The 23,529-nt window shown below is 70.6% G+C and carries 18 protein-coding genes and 9 pseudogenes; 12 read left to right on the plus strand and 15 right to left on the minus strand.

What is annotated here, in order from left to right; genetic code table 11:
* Positions 1 to 407 precede the first annotated feature (407 nt).
* Entirely contained in the window at positions 408 to 1,442 is a 1,035-nt protein-coding gene (locus A6A29_RS27905) for an MFS transporter (protein ID WP_241838679.1), read from the minus strand.
* 63 nt (positions 1,443 to 1,505) lie between these two features.
* On the opposite strand from A6A29_RS27905, the gene A6A29_RS44380 reads away from it, so the two are divergent.
* On the plus strand, positions 1,506 to 1,754 hold the full coding sequence (locus tag A6A29_RS44380; RefSeq protein ID WP_107468343.1) for a hypothetical protein: 249 nt from the start codon (positions 1,506 to 1,508) through the stop codon (positions 1,752 to 1,754).
* A gap of 165 nt (positions 1,755 to 1,919) precedes the next feature.
* Here A6A29_RS44380 and A6A29_RS27915 read toward each other — a convergent pair whose 3' ends face one another.
* Positions 1,920 to 3,473 (minus strand): hypothetical protein, encoded by a 1,554-nt coding sequence (locus A6A29_RS27915; protein WP_143197087.1) that lies wholly within the window; start codon positions 3,471 to 3,473, stop codon positions 1,920 to 1,922.
* A 648-nt stretch (positions 3,474 to 4,121) separates the two neighbouring features.
* Between A6A29_RS27915 and A6A29_RS27920 the strand changes: the two genes are divergently transcribed.
* The 3 genes from A6A29_RS27920 to A6A29_RS45955 all read left to right on the plus strand — a co-directional run bounded on the left by A6A29_RS27920 (position 4,122) and on the right by A6A29_RS45955 (position 5,979).
* Positions 4,122 to 4,460, plus strand: coding sequence for a hypothetical protein (locus tag A6A29_RS27920; RefSeq protein WP_073724045.1), 339 nt, complete (start codon positions 4,122 to 4,124; stop codon positions 4,458 to 4,460).
* A gap of 168 nt (positions 4,461 to 4,628) precedes the next feature.
* Complete coding sequence (locus tag A6A29_RS27925) at positions 4,629 to 5,207, plus strand: trypsin-like serine peptidase (protein WP_073724046.1); 579 nt, start codon at positions 4,629 to 4,631, stop codon at positions 5,205 to 5,207.
* A gap of 4 nt (positions 5,208 to 5,211) precedes the next feature.
* Complete coding sequence (locus A6A29_RS45955; protein WP_198953316.1) at positions 5,212 to 5,979, plus strand: hypothetical protein; 768 nt, start codon at positions 5,212 to 5,214, stop codon at positions 5,977 to 5,979.
* A gap of 132 nt (positions 5,980 to 6,111) precedes the next feature.
* Here A6A29_RS45955 and A6A29_RS27930 read toward each other — a convergent pair.
* A pseudogene (locus A6A29_RS27930) lies at positions 6,112 to 6,587 on the minus strand (ABC transporter permease); the annotation flags it as partial.
* Between the two features lie 232 nt (positions 6,588 to 6,819).
* Here A6A29_RS27930 and A6A29_RS27935 point away from each other — a divergent pair.
* Positions 6,820 to 7,062: pseudogene (locus tag A6A29_RS27935) on the plus strand (NF041680 family putative transposase); the annotation flags it as partial.
* A 181-nt stretch (positions 7,063 to 7,243) separates the two neighbouring features.
* Here the strand turns inward: A6A29_RS27935 and A6A29_RS27940 are convergent.
* From A6A29_RS27940 to A6A29_RS27965, 6 genes are all read right to left on the minus strand, one after another.
* Positions 7,244 to 7,732, minus strand: coding sequence for a S26 family signal peptidase (locus tag A6A29_RS27940; RefSeq protein WP_073724047.1), 489 nt, complete (start codon positions 7,730 to 7,732; stop codon positions 7,244 to 7,246).
* Positions 7,729 to 9,639: an ABC transporter ATP-binding protein gene (locus tag A6A29_RS27945; RefSeq protein WP_385731350.1), complete on the minus strand. Its 1,911-nt coding sequence runs from the start codon at positions 9,637 to 9,639 to the stop codon at positions 7,729 to 7,731. Before A6A29_RS27945 ends, A6A29_RS27940 begins: the two co-directional genes overlap by 4 nt.
* Before the next feature lie 56 nt (positions 9,640 to 9,695).
* Complete coding sequence (locus A6A29_RS27950) at positions 9,696 to 10,292, minus strand: hypothetical protein (protein WP_073724049.1); 597 nt, start codon at positions 10,290 to 10,292, stop codon at positions 9,696 to 9,698.
* Positions 10,289 to 10,870, minus strand: a complete 582-nt coding sequence (locus A6A29_RS27955; protein ID WP_079183055.1) for a MauE/DoxX family redox-associated membrane protein — start codon at positions 10,868 to 10,870, stop codon at positions 10,289 to 10,291. The genes A6A29_RS27950 and A6A29_RS27955 overlap by 4 nt, the downstream gene beginning before the upstream one ends.
* Positions 10,871 to 10,954: 84 nt before the next feature.
* On the minus strand, positions 10,955 to 11,176 hold the full coding sequence (locus A6A29_RS27960; protein ID WP_073724050.1) for a hypothetical protein: 222 nt from the start codon (positions 11,174 to 11,176) through the stop codon (positions 10,955 to 10,957).
* 53 nt (positions 11,177 to 11,229) lie between these two features.
* The gene (locus tag A6A29_RS27965) at positions 11,230 to 11,451 is read right to left on the minus strand and encodes a hypothetical protein (protein WP_073724051.1); all 222 of its coding nucleotides are present in this window, start codon (positions 11,449 to 11,451) and stop codon (positions 11,230 to 11,232) included.
* Positions 11,452 to 11,950: 499 nt separating this feature from the next.
* Here A6A29_RS27965 and A6A29_RS27970 point away from each other — a divergent pair, with 499 nt between their 5' ends.
* Both A6A29_RS27970 and A6A29_RS44390 read left to right on the plus strand, forming a co-directional pair.
* A complete protein-coding gene (locus A6A29_RS27970) occupies positions 11,951 to 14,368 on the plus strand; it encodes an AfsR/SARP family transcriptional regulator (protein ID WP_073724052.1) in 2,418 nt (805 codons plus the stop codon).
* Between the two features lie 131 nt (positions 14,369 to 14,499).
* Positions 14,500 to 14,805 carry a hypothetical protein gene (locus A6A29_RS44390; RefSeq protein ID WP_158074478.1) on the plus strand — a complete coding sequence of 102 codons (306 nt, stop codon included), beginning with the start codon at positions 14,500 to 14,502 and terminating at the stop codon, positions 14,803 to 14,805.
* A gap of 5 nt (positions 14,806 to 14,810) precedes the next feature.
* On the opposite strand, the pseudogene A6A29_RS45960 reads toward A6A29_RS44390, so the two are convergent.
* Both A6A29_RS45960 and A6A29_RS47900 read right to left on the minus strand, forming a co-directional pair.
* Positions 14,811 to 14,933 (minus strand): annotated as a pseudogene (locus A6A29_RS45960) (IS5/IS1182 family transposase); the annotation flags it as partial.
* Between the two features lie 126 nt (positions 14,934 to 15,059).
* Positions 15,060 to 16,209, minus strand: a pseudogene (locus tag A6A29_RS47900) (HNH endonuclease); the annotation flags it as partial.
* 72 nt (positions 16,210 to 16,281) lie between these two features.
* Between A6A29_RS47900 and A6A29_RS43470 the strand changes: the two are divergent.
* Positions 16,282 to 17,091 (plus strand): annotated as a pseudogene (locus A6A29_RS43470) (IS5 family transposase).
* Between the two features lie 84 nt (positions 17,092 to 17,175).
* Positions 17,176 to 17,541: pseudogene (locus tag A6A29_RS27995) on the plus strand (transposase); the annotation flags it as partial.
* On the opposite strand, the pseudogene A6A29_RS47655 reads toward A6A29_RS27995, so the two are convergent.
* Positions 17,541 to 19,222: pseudogene (locus A6A29_RS47655) on the minus strand (ISAzo13 family transposase); the annotation flags it as partial. The pseudogenes A6A29_RS27995 and A6A29_RS47655 overlap by 1 nt on opposite strands.
* 56 nt (positions 19,223 to 19,278) lie before the next feature.
* Between A6A29_RS47655 and A6A29_RS28010 the strand changes: the two are divergent.
* A pseudogene (locus tag A6A29_RS28010) lies at positions 19,279 to 20,075 on the plus strand (IS701 family transposase); the annotation flags it as partial.
* Positions 20,076 to 20,411: 336 nt separating this feature from the next.
* Entirely contained in the window at positions 20,412 to 20,702 is a 291-nt protein-coding gene (locus A6A29_RS47040) for a hypothetical protein (protein ID WP_241838684.1), read from the plus strand.
* On the opposite strand, the gene A6A29_RS28020 is transcribed toward A6A29_RS47040, so the two are convergent.
* Positions 20,668 to 21,450, minus strand: a complete 783-nt coding sequence (locus tag A6A29_RS28020) for an IS5 family transposase (RefSeq protein ID WP_107468346.1) — start codon at positions 21,448 to 21,450, stop codon at positions 20,668 to 20,670. The genes A6A29_RS47040 and A6A29_RS28020 overlap by 35 nt on opposite strands.
* A 275-nt stretch (positions 21,451 to 21,725) precedes the next feature.
* Here A6A29_RS28020 and A6A29_RS28025 point away from each other — a divergent pair, with 275 nt between their 5' ends.
* Positions 21,726 to 21,977, plus strand: a complete 252-nt coding sequence (locus A6A29_RS28025; RefSeq protein WP_073724057.1) for a hypothetical protein — start codon at positions 21,726 to 21,728, stop codon at positions 21,975 to 21,977.
* 980 nt (positions 21,978 to 22,957) lie between these two features.
* Here A6A29_RS28025 and A6A29_RS48230 read toward each other — a convergent pair.
* Positions 22,958 to 23,092, minus strand: a pseudogene (locus A6A29_RS48230) (aspartate 1-decarboxylase); the annotation flags it as partial.
* A gap of 116 nt (positions 23,093 to 23,208) precedes the next feature.
* On the minus strand, positions 23,209 to 23,529 hold a 321-nt coding region (locus tag A6A29_RS28035; protein ID WP_143197088.1), incomplete at its 5' end, for a class I tRNA ligase family protein.

The following is a 23,529-nucleotide window of genomic DNA, read 5'->3' on the forward strand; positions in this document are numbered from 1 at the left end:
TCAACGATGAGCACACCCACGCGCCACTCCCCCGGCAACGACCAACGACGTCCCGCCCCGCGCTGCTCACCGACTCCCTTCGACCGGAGAGACACATCCACCGCCCCTGGCACCCACGTGCCGGGGGCTTCGTGCTTCCTGGAGGACAGAAGTGCCGACCTACGAGGCCACACCCCGCTTCAACTCCGACCACGACCGTCTCACCGCCCAACAACGCCAGCGCTTCCGTCGAGCCGTCAACGCATTCGTGCACGACCTGCGCACCGGACGCTTTCACGGCGGCCTCCGTGAAGCGCGCGGGTTCGCGGAATCCTGGAGGGTCCAACCGCTGAACCCGCGCGTCGTCGCCGGGTTGGAGCCGGGAACGAGGGCGGGTTCGTCTGTGCCTGCGGGAGATGCGGCGGTTGTCAGAGCCGTGGGGATCGGCGGCGTTCGGCGCCGGTGGCTGTCCACGGTGCGATGAGCGCGGCGGCCACGGACACGGTGGCCAACAGGACGAAGAGTGGTCCGTAGCCGCTGAGGGGCACGACCAGGGCGGCGCCGGCGAATGGCGCGAGGGCTGCCGCTGTGGTTGCCGGTGCCGCGAGGAGTCCGGAGAGGTGGCCGTAGTGGGCTGTGCCCCAGCGGTCGGTGATGGCGGTGGCCTGGAGGAGAGTGAGGTTGCCGCGGACCATGCCGGCCACGACTGACACGGTGATGCTCAGGGCGTACGGGCCGGGGGTGGCGGCGAAGGCGGCGGTGGTGAGTCCGCCGAGCGCGATCAGGATCGTGGCGCGGGCTGTGGCGGTGGTGCGGCGGGCCAGGGCGGCGTACAGGGTGCGGCCAAGGGTTTGTCCGGCGCCGCCGATGCCGAGGGCCCAAGCGGCCTGGCCGGTGGTGTACCCGCGCTCCAGGAGGAGCGGGACGAGGGCGACGACGACGTACATCGCGAAGCCCGACAGGGTAAAGGCGGCGGCGAGCAGCACGAACGGCCGGCTGCGCCCAACCTGGCCAGCGCCAAGGCTCTTGTGTGCAGAACTTGTTGGGGCGTCGGGCCAGGGTGCGCGCAGGGCCAGTGCGTGGGCAGGGATGGTGACTGCGGCGAGGATGCCGGCGAGCGCGAGGTAGGTGTGGCGCCAGGACATGTGGTCGGCGAGGGCCGCGGTCAGGGGTGCGAAGACGGTGGACGCGAGCCCACCGGCGAGGATGACTACCGTCAGGGCCCGCATGTGGTCGGGGCCCCACCAGCGGGTGAGGGCGGCGAACGCGGGCTGGTAGAAGGTGGCAGACATCGCGAGCCCGGCCAGCGCCCAACCGCCGGTGAAAATGGGAGGGTTCGGGGCCGCAGCCACGATCAGCAAGCTGATCACGCCGAGCACAGAGCCGACCGTCATGACGCCGCTCGCCTCGCTGAAGCGGGACCCGGGCGCGGTCGGGCTGGACTCGCTGCTGACGGAGATCACGAAGCTGAACGAGGTGCGGGGGCTCGGGCTGCCCGTGGCCTGTTCACGGACTGCTCGGAGAAGATGGTGGCCGCGTGGCGGGCGCGGGCGATCAAGATGTATCCCTCAGACTTCCGCGACACGAGCGCGGAAGTGTGGGTCACCCTGCTGGCCGCGTTGTGTTCGTCCCGGCAGGCAGAGATCACGGACACGCTGGTCGAGCTGCTGGTCGCCCTCGTTCACAAGATCAACACCCGTGCCGAGCGGCGGGTGGAGAAGCAGCTCACCGCCGAGCTGAAGAAGGTCCGGGGCAAGGAGGGCATCCTCTTCTAGCTGGCGACGGCCGCCGTCGACAAGCCCAACGAGGTCGTACGCCGGGCGCTGTTCCCGGTGGTCGGGGAGAAGACGCTGCGGGAGCTGGTGGCCGAGGCGAAGGCGAACGAGAAGGTGTTGGCGCTCGGGGCGGCGGCGATGAGGAAGCCGTCGCGCTCGTCGCGCTCAGCGTGAGCGCCGGCGCCTCCAGGTCGCCAGAGCCGCGACGAGGACGAACACCCCGAGGGCGATCCCGGCAGTCGCATAGAGGCCAGGAGTGGCCCAAGCCGGGCCCGGCCACACCGACACCGTGACGTCGGCACTGTCGTTGGCGCTCTTCGGGTCGTTGCTCGGCTGGTGGCTGTCGCCGTCGGCGACGGTGACCCGCCCGCCACGATGCGCCATTTCCTTGTCGATGCGGAGGGTGAAGGGGAAGGTCGTGGTGGCTCCCGACTTCCCTGCCTCTGCTGTACATACGTACCGGCGGGCGCTCGGCTGCCTCACGGACGCTTCGCCAAGGGGCGTGCCGTTGGCGGCTAGGGCCCGGCAGACCTGGTCGATCACCTCCTCGTCCCACAGGGGATCGTAGGGCGACGACACGACGGTGGTGCCCGCCGGAACCGCGAACTCGACCTTGACCTTGACCTTGGCCGGAAGCGCGCCTGGGCCGTCGTTGCGTACGCCGACACGCACGTCCGCCCGGCTGCCGACGGGCCCCCTGGCGGTGTCGGCGAGCGCGACCAGGTCGCTGGTGCTGCGCACGGCGAGCTGAAGGTGCGCTGCGCCCCCACCCGTCGCGTGCGGCGCTCCCGCGTCCTTGCCGTCCTGGGCAGCCCCGGGGACGTAGCGGAGTGCGGATCCCTGTCCGGACTCGTACTGCGAGGCCATGTCTTCCGGCGGGACGTAGTCCTCCCCAAGGCCGGCGGCCTCGAAGGTGACGGTCGGGTAGGTGGCGTCGGCGGCGAGCGTGAAAGCCTCGGGAGCGGCGAGGTGGTAGGTCGCTCCGGGCGGGATGACGACATCGTCGGCGGGCAGCCGACACCAGGCCGATGTGGTGCCGCGATAACGGCAGTTGCGATGCTTGCCTGCCATCCGGAGGCCGTCGCGGGTACCGATGAAGAGCGAGACTCCGCGAGCGGGGACGTCCCCGGTGTTGCGCAGGGTCAGCGAGACGGCGACCCGCCCGCCCGGCGTCACGCCGTCCCGGTCCGCCCGTGTCTCGACGGCCAGTGCCGGCTTGCCGACGACGACGCGGGTGCTCGCCGTGACGCTCGGTAGGCCCGGCGAGGTCAACCGGTAATGCAGCACTGCCGAGTCGCCCGCCTCGGCCCCGTCCGCAGGACTCACGCGGAAGGACTGCCCGCTGTGTCGGCGATCGAGCAGTTCGCCACCGCAGTGGAAGGCGGGCAACCGGACCGGGCAGGCGTCCTGACCCGTTTTCAGGACGGCGACGCCCTTGAGGTCCGTCGCGTCAACAGCGACCGTGTAATGGCCCGCTCCTTGCTCCCCGAATTGCTCCTTGATGCCGAACCTCGGCTGGTCCTCGGGATCACGCGAGACGTAGAAGACGGAGGGCACATCGAGCTCGGGACGGGATGTGTCCGACGAGGCGGAGCAGCCGAGGAGCCCCGCCAGCACGCCGAGGACGAGGACCGCCACCTGGGAGGACCGGATCGGGCGCGAGGCACCTCTGCCCGGTATTCGCTGAAACTTGGTGGTGACGCACTTCGGCATGTTCACGACGGTTACTTTGCCATGGTGCCAGAGTGACCGGATGCTTGACGCCGGATGGTGCCACGGCCCGGCTCACGCCGGTGTCCGGGACGGCAGGGCCGAGGGAAGACCTGGATCGCCGGCGGAGCTCAGGAACCCGTTCCAGGTCTGGCCGGACTGTACATCGCGGGCAGCTTCCTCTGGTCTGCCACTTCCTCTGGTCTGCCAGGTGATCCAAACGAAACTGCCTAGCTCCTCGCGCACTCCGGGGTCCCGGGAGCCCGCGCCTCCCGCCGTCGCCCGACACGTCGCCGAGCGAGACCCGGCCGCAGCTGCGCTATTTCTCCACCGAGCGACCCGCGCTTCGCCAGACGCCGGGAACCCCACTATGACGCTGGCGAGACCATCCGCCGCGAGATGACGCCCATCGGTTTGTGAACGGTCGAAGAGGCGAGAGGCGCGGGACCAAGGGCTGTCGCCGGCGCGGACATCGACCGCTGGTGGCAGTCCTTCCTCCGCAGATTCGACCTGGAGCACAAGCCCGAGCCGGCACATTCACCCGTTTGGGCCAATGTGGGTGTGGATGGCGCTGTCACCACCACCACAGGTCTCCTCCGCACGCGCGCCAGCCTCCGAACAGACGCAAGGTGAAAGGAGAAAAGGAGGCGAACGACCATGACCGCTCACCATGCCCACCCGGCACCCCCGCTCACTCTGGACGAACTGGCGCGCCAGGACGACCTCGCCGCCGAGGTGAAGGCCCCGGACGAGGTCAGGGAAGGCCTCGCCACGGTGCGGGCCCCGGTCACCGTGCCGCCGGGAGCCAGGCTTCGGCCGAAGGACGACGGTACGTTCATCCTGCCCGAGGGCTCGTTCTACGGCAGGGCGATGACCGAGACCGAGGTGCACGAGATGGGTACGCTGCGTGCCCCGGACATACCACTGCGCCCACACCGTCCGCTCTGGCAACCGCTGCTCCACTACCCCGCCCCACCGGGCCCTCGCTTACAATGATGCGCCGTATCAAGGGCACTACCGTCATCCCGCTCACCACCGGGGTCTACGGCGAGTACCCGCCCCGGCAGACCTTCTTCCCGTCCGGCTTCCCCTGGTCGTGCATCGGACGGATCTTCATCCGGAACGACGCCGGTTCGCCCAACTGGGACGCGTCGGGGCACCGCCGTGCTTGTCGGCAAGCGCGCCGTACTGACCGTCGCCCACGCGGTGCCGTGGGGCGCGCCGAACGCCTCCATCCAGTTCGTCGCGGGCTACTTCGACGGCAACTCCAGCGCGGGCGCGGGCGGTCAGTCGTGGGCGACCGCCGCCCACGGATACTCCGGTCAGGATGTGACGGCGCACGACATGGCCGTGTTGCGGCTCGCGGACCCGCTCGGGGACTGGCTGGGCGGCATGGGCGCGAGGCCCTTCGACGACAGTTGGAGGGGCGGCGCCTACTGGACCTCGGTCGGTCACCCGGGCGATGTGGACAACGCCGAGCGGCCGAGCTTCCAGTCCTCCATCCACGTCATCGACGACGACGGGGACGCGCAGGAATTGGAGCATCACGCCGACGAAACGCCCGGCGACTCGGGCGGGGCGTTCTTCGGTACCTGGAGCGACGGCCCGTACGCGGTGGGCACCGTCGGCGGGTTCGAGAAGGTCAGCGGCCCTCTCGGCATCGGAAGCGAGGACAACAACATCTCGGCGGGCGGAAACGCCCTGACGGGACTCGTCAACTTCGCCCGCACCACCTGGACATGACGCCATGGGAAGCCAGACAAAGGTCATACGGCAGGCCGACGGCAGTTCGATGGAGGAGACCGTCAGCCAATCCGACGGACAGGTTCAGACGGACTACGTTCACCGGGATCCCAGCGGCTTCGTGACCGCCCTCAGACACGAGACGCGGCAACGGGACGCTGACGGAAACCAGACGATCGACCGGACCACCCAGGTCTTCGACCAGCAGGGTCACATGGCCGTCGACAAGGAAAGTCATACGGTCGTGTACGACCACGACTCCTCCGACGGAAGGCACCCGGCGGGCACCTCGCAGACGACCTGGCACGAGAAGGACGTCGACAGCACCGGGAACGTCGAAGAGACGGAAGGCGTGTCCGGTACCGACCAGGAGCACAACACGAGCACCTCGGAGTCGACCAGCGACTCGGCGACCGGCGAGACCACTCTCACCACGACCACCGCCGACGCCAACGGCGACGGCACCCAGCACAGGACGGTCGTCGACGCCAACGGCAACCCGGTCTCCGACTCCACCACACCGGTCAGCAGCGCCGCGCCCGCTCCTGACGCGGGCGGGAGCGACGAAGGTGACGGCGGCGACGAAGGGGGTGGTGACGGCGGGGGCAATGCCGGAGACGACAGCGGCGACGTCGGCGGTGGCGACAGCGGAGGCGCGGGCGCCGGTGACGGAGGCGGAAGCGGAAGCGAGGGTGGGGGCGACGGTGGCGGTGACGGAGGTGGCGGTGAATTCCCGGGCGGCGGCCTCCCGCCCGAGCCGCTCCCGGAGTGACGTACGGCGCCGCGACCGCCTGCGTGACGCCGCAGTTCAGGCGGGCCGCTCGCGGCGTACGGCCGTGTCCGCGGTCGGCCCGGGGTGCGTCGTCTCCGTTCCGGTGGGAGCGCGTCGCGGGTGCGCCGGCAGAAGGCCCTGGGCCGCCGGCGCGGTGGAGAAGGCCGCGGACATGCTGGCCTGCACGGCTCCGTACGAGGGGAGGAAGCGTACGACGGCGCTGTCCGATCCCGAGCTGGAGAGCGGGTTCTGGAGGGCGACGTCGATGATGCTGATCATCAGGATCGCGAACATGCCCTCCAACTCACGACGGAGCACTGAGCCGAAGACCACTCCGAGCGCGCCGTACGTCAGGGCGGCGCAGAACAGCGCGGCGGCGAGCATGAGGGGCTGCCGGGGGGACCAGGCGAAGCCGGCGTCGGCCGTGCGTACGCCGCGACGGCGGCGCAGACCAGGGTGAGCGCGGAGAGCTTGGCGAGCACCAGATGGAAGCGCGGGTAGCCCGCCATGGCCAGGCGCCGGTCGAAAGCACCGCCCGTAAAGGTGGCGGCGAACATCATGAACCCGGCGATCAGGGTGACCGCATTGAGGGGAAACGTGACCAGCGTGCCGATCTTCGTGCACCAGCCCTCCACCGCGGGCGGCCGGAAGGCCACCGTGCACAGCGGCGGCCGGAACGAGATCCTCGGCACCGCCTACAGAGACCACGACCTGATCGTGTTCCTCGAAGCTGCGGGCATCGCCGACCCCAAGGACGTCCTGGACGACCCGCAATGGGTGGAATGGCGCGCGTCGGCCCCGCCCACCAGTTCCGGACCGCCTGACCTCGGAGACCTGACCTCGTTCCGGCTGGTGAAGCAGACCCTTGGCTGGACCACCCCGAAGATCCGCCACGCGGACACCGCCGACCTGTGGACCTGGCTGATCATCGCCACCCACACACAGCTCCGCCTCGCCCGCCCCCTCGCCGAGGGCCTCCGCCGCCCCTGGGAACGGCCAGCCCCACCACGACGCCTCACCCCCGCGCGTGTCCGCCGGGGGGGGCGCAACGTCCGCGCGACCGTGGCCCGCCCGGCGGCCGCGCTGAATCAGGCTGTGGCATGGCTGGTCGCGCACGGTTCCCGGCCGGACACCGCGCCAGGTCGCAGGGTGCATGCCGTCGTTCCGCTGGAGAACCTCGGAGTCCGAGGTGCGGTGTGGGAGCTTGCTCACCAGCTGGCGGTGGCGGCGCGTGCTCCGGGGACGCGGAACCACCGGGGCAGGATCACCCCGCATCCCTCACCGGCTCCGCCACGGGGAGGAGCGGATCAGCCGTGGTGACGGGGGCGGCCGGGACGGTGGGGGTGTGGCGGGGCAGGGGGCGTGTCACCACACCGGTCAGCAGGGCGCGGGTGACATAGCCGAAGCGGCGGGAGTCGACGCTCAGGGGCCGGTTGTCCCCCAGGACCAGGTAATGGCCGGGCGGCACGACCGCGCCCGGGGGGACGCCCAGCCGTTCGGCGAAGAGGGCCGGAACCGGGTCGCCCGGCCCGGCGGCGACCCGTTTGATGATCAGCCCCTCGTGCGTCAGCCCCGCCTCACGGGCGCCGGGAGGCGGTTCGAGGACGACGACATCACCCCGGGCCGGCCCGGACGGGCGGCGGCGCACGAGGACGCGGTCGCCGTCATGGAGGGCGGGCTCCATGCTGGGGCCGGTGACGGTGACGGCCAGCAGACGGGTCCGCAGCAGACGGCGGGCGAGGCGCACGATCACGGAGAACCTCCGCTCCCGGAGGCGGCGGCCACCACGCCGGCGGGCGGCTGCGGCCCGGCAGCGGCGCCGGAGAGCGGCGGGGCGACCGCGGAAGGCCCCTCACCATGAGCACCGCCGTCGCCGTCGGGCGCGTACCCGCTGGCCTGGAGGCTGAACAGCCGGGCGTACACCCCGGAGCGGCGCATGAGGTCGGCGTGCGGTCCCCGCTCGACGATCCGGCCGTCCTCCAGGACCACGATCGTGTCCGCGTCGCGCAGGGTGTTGAGGCGGTGCGAGATGAGCAGCCCCGCCCGGCCCGCGCGGTGGCGCCGCAGCCGGCGGTGGATCTCGTACTCCGCCTCGGGGTCGAGACCGGAGCCGGGCTCGTCCAGCACCAGCAGGTCGGCGTCGTCCCGGATCAGGGAGCGGGCGAGGGCGAGCCGCTGCCACTGGCCGCCGGAGAGGACGATGCCGGTCGTGGCATCGTCCTTGTCCCGCTCGCTGAAGAAGATCCGGCTCAGCAGGGTGTCGTAGCCGTGGGGCAGTCCGGTCAGCCGGTCGTGGATTCCCGCGACGCGGGCGACCTGTTCCACCCGGTCGGGGTCCTGGAGCGCGGCGAGATCGCCCAGGGCGATGTTCTCGCGGGCCGTCAGGTCGTACTCCATGAAGTCCTGGAACGTCGCCCCCATCCGGCGGCGCAGCTCACGCGGGCACAGCTCGCGCAGGTCGACACCGTCCCAGAGGATCTGCCCCCGGCTGGGATCGTAGAACCGGCAGACCAGCTTCACCAGCGTGGACTTCCCGGCGCCGTTGAGGCCGACGAGGCCCACGGCCTGCCCGGCGGGCAGGACCAGATCGACGCCCCGGAGCACCCAGGGCTGGTCCTCGCCGTAACGGAACCACACATCACGGAACTCCACCGAGTGACGCAGCGGCGGAACGGGACGGGGGCGGGCGGGCACCGGCAGATCGGGCCCGGCACCGGTCACGGTGAGGTAGTGGCGGAACATCAGAAGGGCGTGGTGGCCCATGGCGAGTTCGCCGGCGAGACCGGCGAGGGCCGCCTGCACTGCGGGCAGGGCGGTGACCAGGACGGTCACCCCGCCGACCGTGATCTGCCCCGAGCGGGCGGCCGAGACCGCCCACAGCAGACCGGCCCCGGCGACCAGGGCCGAGAGCAGGGCGAGCCCCGCCTGGACGGCCAGCTCCTGACGGTCCATCCCCCGCTTCGCGGCGTCCGAGGTACGGCGCTCCGCGACCATCCGATCACCGAGGAATCGCCCCAGACCGAAGAGCCGGATCTCCTTCGCGGCCCGCAGATCCGTCAGGAGAGCGCTGTAGAACAGCTCCCGGCGCTCCACCGGGCCCACCGACCAGACGAGCGCGGCGCGCCGGCGGCTGAGCGCGATCTCGGCGCCGAGGACGAGGACGCCGGAGGCCAGGACCGCCGCCGCCATCCAGGGGCCGAGCAGGGCGAGCGCGCCGAGGAAGCCGGTGAGCGTCACCACGGCGCCGACGGTGCCGATGACACTGCCGACCGCGTCGACCGGGGCGGAGCCGCCGTACTGACGGGCCATCCGTAGCCGGTCCAGGAAGCGCGGGTTCTCGTACGGGCCGATACCGGTGAACCGGTCGACGGCGGAGTGCAGTTCGATCTGGGCGCGCAGCCCCACCGCGCGGCCGAGCTGGGCCCGCAGATACTGGAGGAACTGGGGTACGACGGCCATGGCGACACCGCTGCCGACCAGCAGCAGGACCGGACCGGTGAGCGAGCCGCCGGCGGAGGGGCCGGTGACCAGCCGGTCGATCACGGTCTTGAGGGTCCAGGCGGCGGCGACCGGGGCGGCGGACGCGGTCACGGTGAGCAGCAGCCAGCCCGTGAGCGTGGCGGGTGCCGCCCGGCGGGCGAGGCGGACCGCGCCGGCCATCACGGTGAGGAGCGGGGAGTTGTCGGGCTCGTCACCGGGTCCGGCGGCGGGACCGGTCACCGGGCGGCGACGGGGGTACGGGGCCACCGGCCGACCTCGGTCACCACGAGACCGCCGTCGGGGCCGTGTCCCACCCGTACACAGCTGGGAAACGCCTTGGCGGCGAACGCCCGGGTCACCGGGCCGTCATAGGACTCCTGGACGGCGGGCACCACGGCGGCAAGAGCGGCGGCCATCGACGCGCCGGACGCGCCCGAGCCGTGCTCGTCTGAGCCGTGCGAGTCGCCCGAGTCGCCGACGACGACGGCGAGTACCCGCCGGGCCTCCTCGGGCCGGTCCGCGTAGCGGGCGACGAAGCCGGGCAGCTTGTCGTGGCAGGGCGCGCAGGTGGGCGAGAAGAACGCGACGAGGGTTCCGTCGGCGAGATCCCGGTCGGTGACGGGGCTGTCGGGCGGGCCCGCGGTGAAGGAGGGGATCGAGGTGCCGACGGCCGCGATCCCGGACATGCCCTCGGGCATGCCGACGGCGGGCACCGGTGCGCGCTCCAGCAGGTCGGAGTGTTCACGCAGCCGTCGCACGACACCGACGGTGAGAACGAGGTTGACCAGGGCCAGGGCTCCGACGGCGAGGATGGCGACGGCGAGCGGATTCACGGGGCGGATTCCTTTCGGGGCAGGGGACGGAAAAGCGCGGCGAGGTCGTCGAGGGCCGTGACGAGCAGGCCGAGGACCGCACCCCCGACAAAAGCGGTCAGCACCGCCATCGGGTCGCCCGCCTCCGGGGACCGCCCGGTGACGGCGACGGCGACGAGGCCGGTGACCGCCACCGCGAGCAGAACGGAGTTGCGTACGGCGTGGACGGCGCCGAGCGGGGTTGTCGTACGGCCGAAGCATCGGCAGGGCACACGACTGCCCCTGCGGGCGGCGTCGGCGGCCAGCGCGGTGAAGGCGGCGAGCAGCACGGCGGCGATCCCGAGCCCGGCGACGAGTACGGCCGGGGGTGCGAGAACGCCCGGCAGGGCGAGGGCGGGTACGAGGGCGGCCTCCGCGGCCACCACCAGCACGGCGAGGGTGCGGGCGGGCAGCGGGGCGGACAGCGGCCGGGCGGGCGGCAGGGAGCGCACGGTCCCGGTGAACTCCGCGAAGGCGGCCCGGCTCCGTACCTTGCCCATGACCGAGCGCGTGAACACCAGCAGCAGACAGCCCCGGACCGCCCAGAGGGCGAGTTCCACGACGGTGTCCTTCTTTGAGGGGGGTGGCCCCTGGCGGGGGCGGCGGGAGAGTTCCCCCTCCCCCGCCAGGGGCCGACGGGCTGGTCAGGCGGTGCAGTTGGCGCAGCGATAGCTCTGGTAGTAGCGGGTGCCGTCGGAACAGACCCGGTAGGTGGAGAGCGCCCTGAAGCCGGTCTGGTGGCACACCGGGATCATCGTCCGGGTGCACGATTCCTCGGTCCAGCACTGGACGGCGGCCGCCGCCTCCGCTCGGGGGACCAGACGGTCGACCATCGCATCGGACAGCTTCCCGAACCACTTGCGCATGGGAGACCCCTTTCGTCGAGGAGAGTTGGGTGGGGGATGGTGCCGGGGGTGGGTCAGCCGTTGCAGCGGGCGCAGCGAACGCCCCGGAAGGAGCGGCTGCCGTCGGCGCACACCTGGTAGATGAAGTAGCCCCAGCGGCCGGTGGAGCCGCAGAGCTGGAGCGGCCCCTGCTGGCAGATCTCCTCGGTCCAGCACTCGGTGGCGGCGGCGGCCTCCGCCCGGGGGACCAGGCGGTCGATCAGGGAGTCGGAGAGGTTTTCGAACCACGCACGCATGAGAGGTCCTTCGGTTGGTGTTGTTGTGAGCGGCCGGCCCTGGGGCGGGCCGGCCGGCCGGCGCGGCGCTCGCGGCGGTGGCGCGGGAAACGCGGCTGCCGTCGGCGCGGACGTGACGGGTCACGGCCGTCCGGAGGCTGGTACCAGGCCGTGCCGCGGAGCCGGTGCGCCCTGCCGGGCGGCGGGGAATTCCCCGTACCGGCGCCCGGTGGCGGCGGCCTCCGCCTGTGGGACCGGACGGCCGGTCAAAGAACCGGGCCGGTTCTGGAACCACATGCGCATGGACTTCCTCTGGGTGAGGGGACCTTGGTGTGCTCCCGGCCGATTGCGTGGAAGCGTCTTCGGCCCCGTCAGCTTCCGGGGACGCCCTTGCACGAATCTTGAGCAAATCTGAAATCGGCGGCGGCCGGTGGGATGGCACTCAGCGGACGGGCGGGACGCGTTGGACATCGGGTACGGAGTTCTCGGGGAGATCGAGGCACGGCGGGACGGATGCCGTATGGACCTGGGCCCGGCCCGGCAGCGGACCGTCCTGGCGGCGCTGCTGATGGACGCCGACCGGTTGGTGCCCCTGGAGGGGCTGGCGGAGCGGGTGTGGGGTGCCCGGCCGCCGCGTCAGGTCACCGCGACGCTGCACAGCTATCTGTCACGGCTGCGGCGGGTGCTGGAGCGGCCCGCACAGGACTCCGCCGTATCGGAGGACGCCGGTACGGGGCGGTCCGCCATCGTGCGGCGGCCCGGCGGGTACACGGTGCTCGCCGGGCCGGGCGCGGTGGACGTGCATCTCTTCCACGATCTGGTCGCGCGGGCGCGGGCCGCCGACGGTGACGGGGCGCTGGAGTTGTACGACCGGGCGCTCGCGCTGTGGCGGGGCGAGCCGTTCGCGGGGGTGGACACCCCATGGTTCAACGCGGTACGGGCCTCGCTGTCGGAGCAGCGGCACGCCTGTCGGCTGGACCGCAACGACCTGGCGCTGTGGCTGGGGTGTCACAGCACGCTCCTGCCGGAGCTGGGCGCCTGCCACGACGAGCACCCCTGGGACGAGCGGCTGGCCGCCCAGCTCATGGTCGCGCTGTGCCGGAGCGGGCGGACGGCGGACGCGCTGCGCTGCTTCGAGCGGGTGCGGTGCGCGCTGGCGGAGGAACTGGGCAGTGATCCGGGGCTGGAGCTGCGGCGGCTGCATCAGCGGGTGCTGGCGGGCGATCCGGCGCTCGGGCCGGCCGGGCGGTCGGCCGCCGTCCCGGTGACCGGTCCCGCCCCGGTCTCCGGGACGGCGGTCTCCCTCACGGTGTCCGGCTCCCCCGCGGTGTCCGGCTCCTCCGCTGGGGCGGACTCCCTCACCGAGCCGGACCCCCGCACGCCCCCGGACGGGCCGCGCACCGGCGCGGTGCCGCATCAGCTTCCTCCCGCGACACGGTGCTTCGCCGGGCGTACGGCTGAACTCGCCCTCCTGGAACGGGCACTGGGCCAGTCGCCGGACGAGACGGCGGACCGGGTGCCCGGCGGCGGTTCCGGCGCGGGGCCGGTGTGTGTCATCAGCGGCGGCGCGGGGGTCGGCAAGACCTCGGTGGCACTGCACTGGGCGCACCGGAACACCCGCCGCTTCCCCGACGGCCAGCTGTACGTGGATCTGCGCGGGTTCGCCTGCTCGGGCGCTCCGCTGGCGCCCACCGCGGCACTCCGGCTGCTCCTGTGCGGTCTCGGTGTGGACCCGGGGGCGGTCTCGGCCGGTCAGGAGGCGCTCGCCGGGCTGTACCGGAGCGTGGTCGCGGACCGCCGGGTGCTGATCGTGCTGGACGACGCCGCGGATGCCGAGCAGGTGGCGGCGCTGCTGCCGGCGAGCGCCGGGGCCGCCGTGCTGGTCACCAGCCGCCGCCGGCTGACCGGGCTCGCCGTCACCCAGGGGGCGCAGACGGTGTCGCTGTCCACGCTGTCCGGGGCGGACTCCCGGGAACTGCTCGGGCACCGGCTGGGCGAGGCGCGGCCGGCGGCCGAGCCGAAGTCGACGGCGGCCCTCCTGGAGCAGTGCGCGGGCCTGCCGCTGGCGCTCGCCGTGGTCGCGGCGCGGGCGGCGGCCCGGCCCGGCTTTCCGCTGGCGGCCCTCGCCGAGGAACTGCGGGACGAGGCGGGGCGGCTGACCGCGCTGGGCACGGATGATCCGTCGGCGGATGTCCGGACGGCGCTGCGCCTGTCGTACCGGGCGCTGGGCGGTGCCGCGGCCGGGGCGTTCCGGCTGCTGTCGGCGGTGCCGGGGCCGGACATCGGGCTGGGCGCCGCAGGGAGTCTGCTGGGCCGTTCCCCAGCGTCGGCGCGGGCGCTGCTGCGAGAGCTGGAGGCGGTCCATCTGGTGGAGCAGCACCGGCCCGGCCGGTATCGGGTGAACGCGCTGGTGCGGCTGTACTCGGCCGAGCTGCGGGAGGCGGAACCGTTCGAGCGGGCGCTGCGGCGGGTGCTGGACCACTATCTGCACACGGCGCGGGTGGCCGATCGGCTGCTGGACCCGTACCGGTATCCGCCGGTGTGGCTGGGGCCACCGCTGCCGGGAGTGATTCCGCAGCGGCCCGCGGACCGGCGCGCGGCGGGGGCCTGGTTCCGCACAGAGTGGGCGTGTCTCGCGGGGGCCCGGAGGGTGGCGGAGCGGCGGAGGTGGGACGTGGTGGTGTGGCAGCTGGCCCTGGTGCTGGACGGCTTTCAGTCGCGGCGGGGACGGGCGTACGGGTCCGGGACGGTATGGCCCGGGGGTACGGCGGCGGCCGGGGCGGCTGGGAGCGAGCTGCCCGGCGGAGCGCGTCGCCGGGCGGTCCACAGCCGTCGCCCGGGGTACGCCCCGGTGGAGACCGGGCCCCTGCGGGGCCGGGACGACGGCGCGGGGCGGGTACCGGCGGGGGGCGCGCCGCCGCGGCCGTGCCTGGCGTAGGTGGATGATGCTGTTGGGGATCTCCAGAAGAGGAAGCACGGGGCACGGTCGGCCGACGCCCCCCGAATCCCCGGGCGTTGAGCCGAGCCCCCCGCCCGCGCGGGGGTGGTCCCCCGAAGTTGTCGGGGGGCGTGCTGCCACGCGCGTGGTCCCCGCGCCCGCGGGGGTGGCCGGGGGCCGCCGAACAGGCCGCCGTCTGGTGCGCCCGCACCTCTCATGCGGTCGCCGTCGAGCAGGGCGGCCGCCGGTGTACCTACCGGAACCTGGAGGAGAAGGCGGCCACGGTAGTGGGGGCGCTGGAGCGGGCGGGCGCCCGGCCGGGGACGGTGGTGGCGGTCATGGGGCCGAAGGGCGGTGCGGGCGGCACCGGGGGCGGCGGAGGTGGTGGCAAGGTAGCGGCCGGGCTGTCGCAGGAACGCCCGGTAGTGCCTAACTGATCGTTTCAGAATGAGGTCCGGAGTCGCCTCAAGCAGATGATGCTGCAGGCGAGTTGGAGTAGTCCGAGGTGGAGGTCGGCTCGTATCTCGTAGCGGATGCGGAGTCTTTTGAAATGGTGGAGCCAGGCGGTTGGGTCAGCCGCGCGGCGAGGTGTCTGCTGGGCAGACCCTTTTCCGCACGGCCTCCCGCCGAACCGGACGTGATGGTTTCCCATCATCCGGCTCTCTCGTGATCACTGCGTGAGAGGTATGGCCTATTGCCTCGTGTGGATGTGGTCATGGCAGTGGCGGCAGACCACCAGGGTCTTGCGCCTTCGTTTCGCCATGACATGAGACCAGTCGGAGGGTGGCCATTTTCGGTTTGCGAGGTCGGCGAGTTTACGGACGTGGTGCACTTGAACCTCGTCCGAACTCCCGCAGAGTTCGCAGGTGTTCACCAGGAGTCTCTTGATCAGCTCTTTGGTGGGGTAGTCAACCAGCTGCGGCCGGCGGTCGATGAGGGCTGCCGATCGCTGTTGCTGGAGGGGAATTCCACCGAACCGTGCGACCAGTGGCTTTCTGTTTCCGCGTGGGACACGACTTCGAAGCGGACGCGTGGCCCGTTCGGTGTGTCGATCTTGGCTTTGTGTTTCGCTGCCATCTTGGACACCGTTGAGCGGTGCTTGGCTGCCAGGGTCTTGAGCATCGATGTCTCCATGACCCATTGCAGGCGGTGCAGCCGGAAGACATCTCCGGCCAACAGGTAGTACTGGGCGATCCCCCTGTAAACGGCCCCGAAGCTGGAGACTACGGTGTAGTCGGTTCCCTTGGGCAGGGCTGGCTGTTTAGCGGGTTGACCGCGTTCCAGGTAGGGGGTGCTCTTGGCCTTGATCACCTCCCTGGGCACTCTCAGCGCGATTTGGCCGTTGATAGTCTTCTACGGCCGTTGGTCTTCTTCGTCCTGTTGTGCTGGGTGGTGATCTCGTCGCCGAGGAATCGTGCCGCCTTGGTGCGGGCGTGCGTGATCAGCGTTTTCTCATGTGAGAGTTCCAGCTTGAGGTCGTCACGCAAGAACTTCGCCAGACGCTGTTTGATTTCTTCGACCTCGGCCTTGGGTCCGGTGAACCCGAGGAGATGGTCATCCGCTTAGCGGATATAGCGCAGTCGCCGGTAGTTCGGATCGCCTGGGTCTGCGCTCGGCAGGCTCTGCATCTTTTGACGTAAGGACCGGGCTCCGGCCCGGTCTGTGCGTCGGCGTGCTTTCGCCAGCCGGTTCTGCAGATCCAGGTAGGCCGCGTTGCGGGCTCGGCGCTCTCCTCTGGTGTATTCCGGGATCAATATCTCCTCGACGAATTCATCCAGCTTATGCAGATAGATGTTGGACAGGACCGGGGAAGCCACTCCGCCTTGTGGCGCTCCTGAGAGCTCGTAACACGATCTTGGCGAAACGTGCTGGTTGGCCGTGACCGGTGTGAGGATTCGGCCGTTCGTGATGGTGTGAGTACTCGGCCGTGGATCGTGGACGACGACTTGTGGGCGCTGATCGAGCCGTTGCTGCCGCCGTGGCCGGAGCAGTCGCCGGGGCCGAGACCGGTGCCGGACCGGCTCTGCCTCCAGGGCATCCTGTTCGTCCTCCACAACGACATAGCCTGGCAGCTCCTGCCGTTGGAGCTGGGGTTCGGCTCGGGACAGACGTGCTGGCGGCGTTTGGACCGCTGGCAGAAAGCCGGGGTCTTCGACCAGCTCCACCGGGTCCTGCTCGCGAAGCTGAACGCGGCCGGTGAACTCGACTGGTCACGGGCCTGCGTGGATGGTTCCCACATCCGCGCGAAAAAGGGGGCGCCGACACCGGTCCGTCGCCGGTCGACCGGCGGAAGACGGGCAGCAAACACCACCTGATCTGCGACGGACGCGGCACCCCGCTCAAAGTCATCACCACCGCGGCGAACGTCAACGACATCACCCAGACCCTCAATCTGGTCGACAGCATCCCGCCCGTCGCTGGCCGGGCCCGGTCGACCGCGACGGCGGCCCGAGTCCGTCCTGGGGGACAAGGCGTACGACTCGAAGGCCGTACGCCGGGAACCGCGACGCCGCAGGATCCTACCGGTCATCTCCCTCAAGGGCGCCCCGAACATCAAGGGCCTGGGTAAGCTCCGCTACGTCGTCGAGCAGACCTTCGCCCTGCTCCACCAGTTCAAACGTCTCGCCGTCCGATGGGAACGACGCCTCGAACTCCACGACGCCTTGGTCTCATTGGGCTGCAGCCTCATATGCTGGAGGCGCCTCAAGAAGATCGGATCATGAACTTGCGCTGCAATTCTAGTAGGGCTTGGTCAGGTTCAGTTTCTGGTGGAGTGTCCGGATGGGTGGCTGCGTCGTTGATCGGGTGTGACGCCTGAGGAATTGGCCGCTGTGCGGTGTGATCTGGAGGATTTCGCGACGGAGGTTTTCGAGCCGTCCGCGCGGCACGATCAGCGCCGGTGGGGGCAGGTCTACCTGCGCGGGCTGCTGACCGACGGGCAGCGCAAGTCGGTTGAGCCGATGGCGGCCCGGCTCGGGGAAGACGGGAACCGGCAGGCCCTGGCTCATTTCATCACCACCAGCCCGTGGGACCCGGCACATGTGCGGGCCCGGCCGGCCTGGACGATGGAGAAAGCGATCCGGCCAGGGGCGCTGATCTTCGATGACACCGGGTTCCTCAAGGACGGCAGCGCCTCGGCGTGCGTGTCCCGGCAGTACACCGGCACCGCGGGGGCCCGTATTTCAATAACTGTCAGCGACGGTTTTCCGCGGGGGTTGTTCGGGCGTGTAACTGTTCCAATGTGCGGGCGGGCGATCCGGGTATCGGCGTGACGAGGATCCGGTGCAGGTCCAGGAGCCGTTTTGCGTCCTGGTACTGGATGGACAGGTTGGTGCGGTTGACGCCCAGCAGTTGGGCCAGGAACGTCATGGTCACCACTCTGCGGCGGCGCAGGATGGCTGCCAGGAGCCGGTGGGTGTGGTCCACGCTGCTGGTCTGTGGGTGGCGGTAGCTGCGCGGGCGGTGGAAGCGTCGCTGGAATGCCGCCTCGGCCATGGCGTCCCAGAAAGGCTCCGAGACCGCCACCAAACACTCGAAGGCGGTTCGTGACATGCCGGTCAGGGCCGGATCGGCGAGCATCGCGGTCAGGGCCGGGTCGGTCCGGTGTGTCGTTGCCGGCGCGTCTGGCGCTCGCGGTGGAACGGGAGACAGTGTGTAGTTCCAGTCACCGTGGAAGGCGTTGGGTGTGATCGGAAGGGCGTGGAACTCGGCGGGTGTGACGCTGATGCCGAGGTCGTAGCTGCCTGTGTCCAGTTCGGCCCCCGATGGTCAGGCCGGTCTTGGTTGTTGTGGCGGCGATAGTCTCGAGGACGACCTGGTAGCTGGTCAGCGGCCGCCCCCGCCAGTTCGCGGTGATGTGACAGAACATCCGGTGCTCTATCTTGTTCCACTTCGAAGTCCCCGGTGGTAGGTGACAGACCGTGATCTCCAGGCCGCTCTCTCGTGCGAAGGTGGCAAGGTTGCTTTTCCAGGTCCAGCGGCGGGGATCGTTGGAGCCGCCGGAGTCAGCGGTGATCAGGAGCTTGCCAGCATTCGGGTGGTCCGCCCGTCCGCGATGCTGCCACCAGCGTCGAATGGATTCCACCGCGAACTGGGCGGTGTCGTGGTCGGTGCCGACGTTGCCCCATCCGCTGTTGTTGGCAATGTCGTAGATCCCGTAGGGGATCGCCATGGGCTGGTCGTTGGTGGTGAATGTGTGGCAGTCCACCTTGATCGCGTTCTTGCCCGGCCGCCAGGTGCGACCGGGCCGGTCCCGATTGCCGAGCCATTCCTTGGCCTTGGTGTCGACGCTGATCACTGGCTGGGCGTCGTTGAGGAATGCGGCGGCGGTGTCATTCAGGTGGGTGAACTGGGCATCGCGGTCCGGATGGCTGATGCCCTCTGTTGTCTTCGCGGTTCCCTACAGGCTGTAGCCCAGGGTGTGCAGAGGTGTCCGACGGTTGAAGCGCTGATCGGGTGGCCCTGTGTGGTGAGGACCGAGGCCAGGGCCCGTAACGACAACGTGGTCCACCGCAACGGGGAGACGGGGTCGCCTCGGGTGTGCGGCTCGATCAGCGACTCCAGCGCGGGCAGCAGACCAGGGTCGGTGTCTGTCAGCCGCTTACGGCCGGCACCTGGAGCCCGGACCCGCAGGGTCGGTGGGGAGCGACCGGCCAACTCGGCCATACCGCGCGCGATGGTTGCAGTGCTGGTACCGGAGGCGGCGGCGACCCGGACGATCCCGCCGTGGCCGAGGGCCGTCGCCTCACTGGCCAGGTACAACCGACGGCGGCGTTCATCGAAGTGCGGCAGGATCTGATCGAACTTCGCCCGCAGAGCACGAGCGGCAACGCGGTCTGACAGACACGGGGTCATATCTCAGACTCCCACCAACACCACTCTGCCGAGCACTTATTGAAATACGGGCCCCCGGCCGCACGGAAAATTGCCAGGTCGGTGTTTTTCTGGCCTATGCGGCCCCGCGCGGACGCCACGCTGATCGACCGCCGTCTGTATCTGCCCGCCTCCTGGACGGACGACCGTGAGCGGTGCCGCCAGGCCGGCATTTGACCACGAGGTCGGGTTCGCAACCAAGGTGGCGATGGCCAAGGCAATGATCCGCCGGACCATCGCCGACAAGATCCCGTTCCGGTGGGTGACAGCGGACGCCGCCTACGGCTTCTCCAAAGGCTGGCGAACCGAGCTCGAGCGGGCCGATGTCTTCCACGTCATGGCCACCACCCGGCACGACACTGTCGTGACCCGCTGGGCCATGGACCACCCCGTCCATGACCTCTTTCCCGGCCTGCCACGGCAGAAATGGAAGCGCCGTTCCTGCGGCAACGGAGCCCACGGACCACGCGTCTACGACTGGGCGAGAGTCGAAGTCCGGCCCTGGCACCGAGAGGACCGCCGGCACTGGGTGATCGCCCGCCGCAGCGTCAGCCGACCTCAGGAGATCTCCTACTACATCGCCTACTGCCCCGCACAAACCACTCTCGACGAACTGATCCGCGTCGCCGGCAGCCGGTGGGCCGTTGAGGAATGCTTCCAGACCGCCAAGCAGGAGTGCGGCCTGGACGACTACCAGGTCCGGCGATACCCCGGCTGGCACCGCCACATCACCCTGGCCATGGCCGCCCACGCCTGCCTCACCGTCCTGCGTGCTCGCCAGCTCGACACGGGGAAAGCAGAAACGGATCCTCCCAGCTCATCCACCTCAGAATCTGTTGTCCTTCCGGATGTGATCGCCGGGTTTCCGCTGGTCAGGCGTGAAGTTGCTTTCGCTGCAGTAGAGATGACACGTCGTGTTCTCTCTTTGGTGGAGGTGCCGGATGCCGTCGGTGATGGGGTTGATCGAGGAGCGGTAGGTCGCTGCCCGGCAGCGGGTGGAGTCGCTGCGGGACGAGCTGGACCGGCTCGTTGCCGAGTTGGAGGAGGCGGAGGCCGTGCGGGATCGCCTGGTGATCGCGAAGGAGACGGTGAGTGAGGTGCTGTCCGGGCCGGCGATCCCGAGGATATGCAAGTTTTCCGGGATGCCCGGCCGGTTGAGCCGGAACCGGCGGTGGCCCGGGTGGTGCCCGGCTCGGTGGTGCCGGTGCGGCGGGAAGGGCTGGACGTGACGGTGCTGCCGCCGGACTACCAGCGGATCATGCACGTCCTGGCCGATCGTGAGCGGTCCGGCGAAGGGTCGGCGATCTGCCGGCAACTCGCCGACCTATTGGGCCTCGGACTGGTTCCGGCGAAGATCGAAGGGGTGCGGTCCAAGGCGAAGCGTCCGGCCGCGCGGGGCCGGCTTGTCGAGGACACTCCGGGCTCCTTCAGCGTCGCTGTTTCGCAAGGCGGCGACTCATGATCATGGTCATCGACCACAGCACCATAGCCTCGGACGTGTTGGTCCGCCTTTCGTAGTCGCGTGCCAGGCGGCGCGAGCGCATCAGCCACCCGCACGTCCGCTCCACCACCCACCTGCGGGGCAGCACCTCGAAGCCCGAGGTGTCCGCATTGCGTTTGGCGACCGTGAGTGCGAGACGCAGTGCCTTCGCGGCGTAGTCGACCAGGGGTCCGGTGTAGCCGCCGTCGGCCCAGACCAGCCTGAGCAGGAAGAACCGCCTGATCAGCCGGGCGAGTAGATCCTGGGCCGCCTCCCGGTCGGTCACGTTCGCCGCGGTGACCATGACCGTCAGCAGCAGTCCTGTCGTGTCGACCACGATGTGCCGCTTACGGCCGTTGATTTTCTTCCCGCCGTCGAAGCCGCGGGAGGACGCGGGCACGGACGCGGCGGCCTTGACCGACTGGGAGTCGACGATGCCCGCGGTCGGCTCCGGGGCCCGGCAGGCCGCGGCACGGGTCTTCCCCCGCAGCCGGTCGTGGAACTCTTTGACCAGGCCCTTGTCCCGCCAGCGGCGGAAGAACGCGTAGACCCGGTGCCAGACGGGGAAGTCCACGGGCATCGCCCACCACTTGATTCCGTTGTCCACGAGGAAGCGGATCGCGTCGACCATCTGCCGGCGACAGTAGCTTTCCGGCTGCCCGCCACGGCCCTCCAGCCAGCCGGGCACCGGCATCGCGGCACGGACCTCGGCCCACTCCTCGTCCGCCATGTCCGAGGGGTAATGACGCCTTCGCTCACCATGGTCGGCCGCATTCCCGTACACATGGGCGAGACAGTCACACGACGGGGTATCAGGGTTGGACTCCACGGACACCGGCACGGAAGACTGAGGCACAGGGCCTCCTGACGCTCGAATGGACTTCAACACCCATGAGCTGTTCGGGAGGCCCCGCTTCCATTCACCGGCCACGAGCCGATCACCCAACCGGGCACCCAAGTTCGACCCGCAACCGAACCTCTCGGTACGACAACGGCTTCTTAGCGGTGGACGCGGCCGGGGCCGCCCTGCTGTACGGAGAAGTCCTCGTGGCGGCCCGGGAGTTGCTGGTTCCGCTGCCGGGGCGTGCTGCCCGGGTTCTTGGGCTGGCCGGCCTGGAGAACCCGGGAGCGGGAGACGCGGGGGAGATCGCGAGATGGGCGGACCCGCGGGCCACCGACTGCTTCTTCCGTTCCGGGCCGTCCGCGGCGTGGCTGCCCGTTCTGCGCGAGCACACGCCGCACCTGCTGATGCCCTGACCGGTCCACCGGGGCGTGGCCGGCCGCCCCGTTCTTCGATCACCTTGCCAGCGGAGACCCGGAGCCGGTGCGCCAGTGGCTGACCGGACACGCCCAGGACGTCGCCGGTGCCGGCCGAAACGCCCTGGAATGGCTGCTGCGGCTGGCCGCGCGTGACGGGATCGTCCTGGCCGGGCAGATCCGCACCGTGGTCGAACAGCTCACCGGCGAGAACGTGGCGCCGGGATGGACGCTGCACCTCGCGGCCTGGTGGGCACGGTCGGTACCGGTGCCGGCCCGGGACCGTGACTGGATCCTCGTGGTCGAGCGCCTGCTCATCGACACCGTCGAACAGGAACACGCGGCCGACAGGGCGCACTGGGCCGAGCTCCTGGCCGTGGGCGCGGAGGGTGAGACACCCGGCACGGGCGCCCCGGCCGGTGAGGAGGACCGGGCCCGGATCAGCCGGGAGACCGGCGGGCGGCTCCCGGTGCACGAGGTGACGGCCCTGCTGCGCGAGCTGGTGGTCACCGTCCGGCCCGGCGAGGGTGGGGATCCGTACCCGCAGATGCGCATGCTCCGCGCCGTAACGACCGGTCTGCTGCGCCGCGACCTCGGCCTGACGGCCCCCGCGGCCCGGCCGCTCGCCTACCGCACCGACCTGCACACCTTCCGCGTGGGGGAACCGGTGGCGTTCACCGGGCCCATGCTCGCGCGTAACGTCCTCGACCTCGCCGCCGCGGACGCGGCCGCCGGCATCGGCCTGGGCGAGCGCACGAAGGCGTGTCAGAGGATCGCCGGAGCCGATGCCCGGCTGCACGGCCGGCTCCTCGCCTCCCACCTGTCCGGCTGCGCCCCGCGGGACGCGGGCGGTGTCCTCTGCGGGCCGGGCGAGGACGCGTGGTGGGACGAGGCGTGCGCGCTGGTGCCCAGGCTGCTCGCGGACAGCCCGGATCCCGGGACCGCCCGGTTCACCGAACTCGTCCTGCGGGTGTCAACTAATGCACCAGTTCACCGGGCAGCAGATCGGCGGCCTCCATCAGCTCGCCGTCGATGGTCACGGATCCGACATAGTGCAGGTCGGCCTGGGTAACGGTGGCCCGGTGAATCTTCGATTTGAACCTCGTGCGCATCATCGAAACGCTCCCAAAGTTGTGCTCCCTGCCTGCCTTTTGTGCAGGTCAAAGGCGGTTCCCTCACTTTACGACGCGCCCCCTTCCGGGCCGGTTCCGACGGGGTTCCGCTTCCCTGATCAGACGGGGACGATGTTGACCAGTTTCGGTGCGCGGACGATCACTTTGCGGATCCCGGCCCCGTCCAGCGCGGCGACGACCGCGGGGTCGGCCAGCGCCAGTGCCTCCAGTTCCTCGTCCGTGATGGACGGGGGAATCTCCAGTCGGGCCCTGACCTTGCCCTTGATCTGCACGACACAGGTCACGGTCTCGTCCACGACGTACGCCGGGTCCGCCACCGGGAAGTCCTGGTGGACCACGGACTCGGTGTGACCCAGGCGCCGCCACAGCTCCTCCGCCACGTGCGGTGCCAGCGGCGCCACCAGCAGGACCAGCCGCTC

This window comes from Streptomyces sp. TSRI0281 (assembly GCF_001905125.1).
In the GTDB taxonomy this organism is placed as follows: domain Bacteria; phylum Actinomycetota; class Actinomycetes; order Streptomycetales; family Streptomycetaceae; genus Streptomyces.

What these genes read in the sequence shown, in the direction of transcription:
- A6A29_RS27945 (WP_385731350.1), bottom strand. Translation starts at nt 9,639, where the DNA reads ATGGCCGGCGCGGTCCGCCTCGCCCGCCGGGCGGCACCCGCCACGCTC.
- A6A29_RS44380 (WP_107468343.1), top strand. Translation starts at nt 1,506, where the DNA reads ATGGTGGCCGCGTGGCGGGCGCGGGCGATCAAGATGTATCCCTCAGAC.
- A6A29_RS28020 (WP_107468346.1), bottom strand. Translation starts at nt 21,450, where the DNA reads ATGGCGGACGAGGAGTGGGCCGAGGTCCGTGCCGCGATGCCGGTGCCC.
- A6A29_RS27970 (WP_073724052.1), top strand. Translation starts at nt 11,951, where the DNA reads ATGGACCTGGGCCCGGCCCGGCAGCGGACCGTCCTGGCGGCGCTGCTG.
- A6A29_RS27920 (WP_073724045.1), top strand. Translation starts at nt 4,122, where the DNA reads ATGACCGCTCACCATGCCCACCCGGCACCCCCGCTCACTCTGGACGAA.
- A6A29_RS27960 (WP_073724050.1), bottom strand. Translation starts at nt 11,176, where the DNA reads ATGCGCAAGTGGTTCGGGAAGCTGTCCGATGCGATGGTCGACCGTCTG.
- A6A29_RS27965 (WP_073724051.1), bottom strand. Translation starts at nt 11,451, where the DNA reads ATGCGTGCGTGGTTCGAAAACCTCTCCGACTCCCTGATCGACCGCCTG.
- A6A29_RS45955 (WP_198953316.1), top strand. Translation starts at nt 5,212, where the DNA reads ATGGGAAGCCAGACAAAGGTCATACGGCAGGCCGACGGCAGTTCGATG.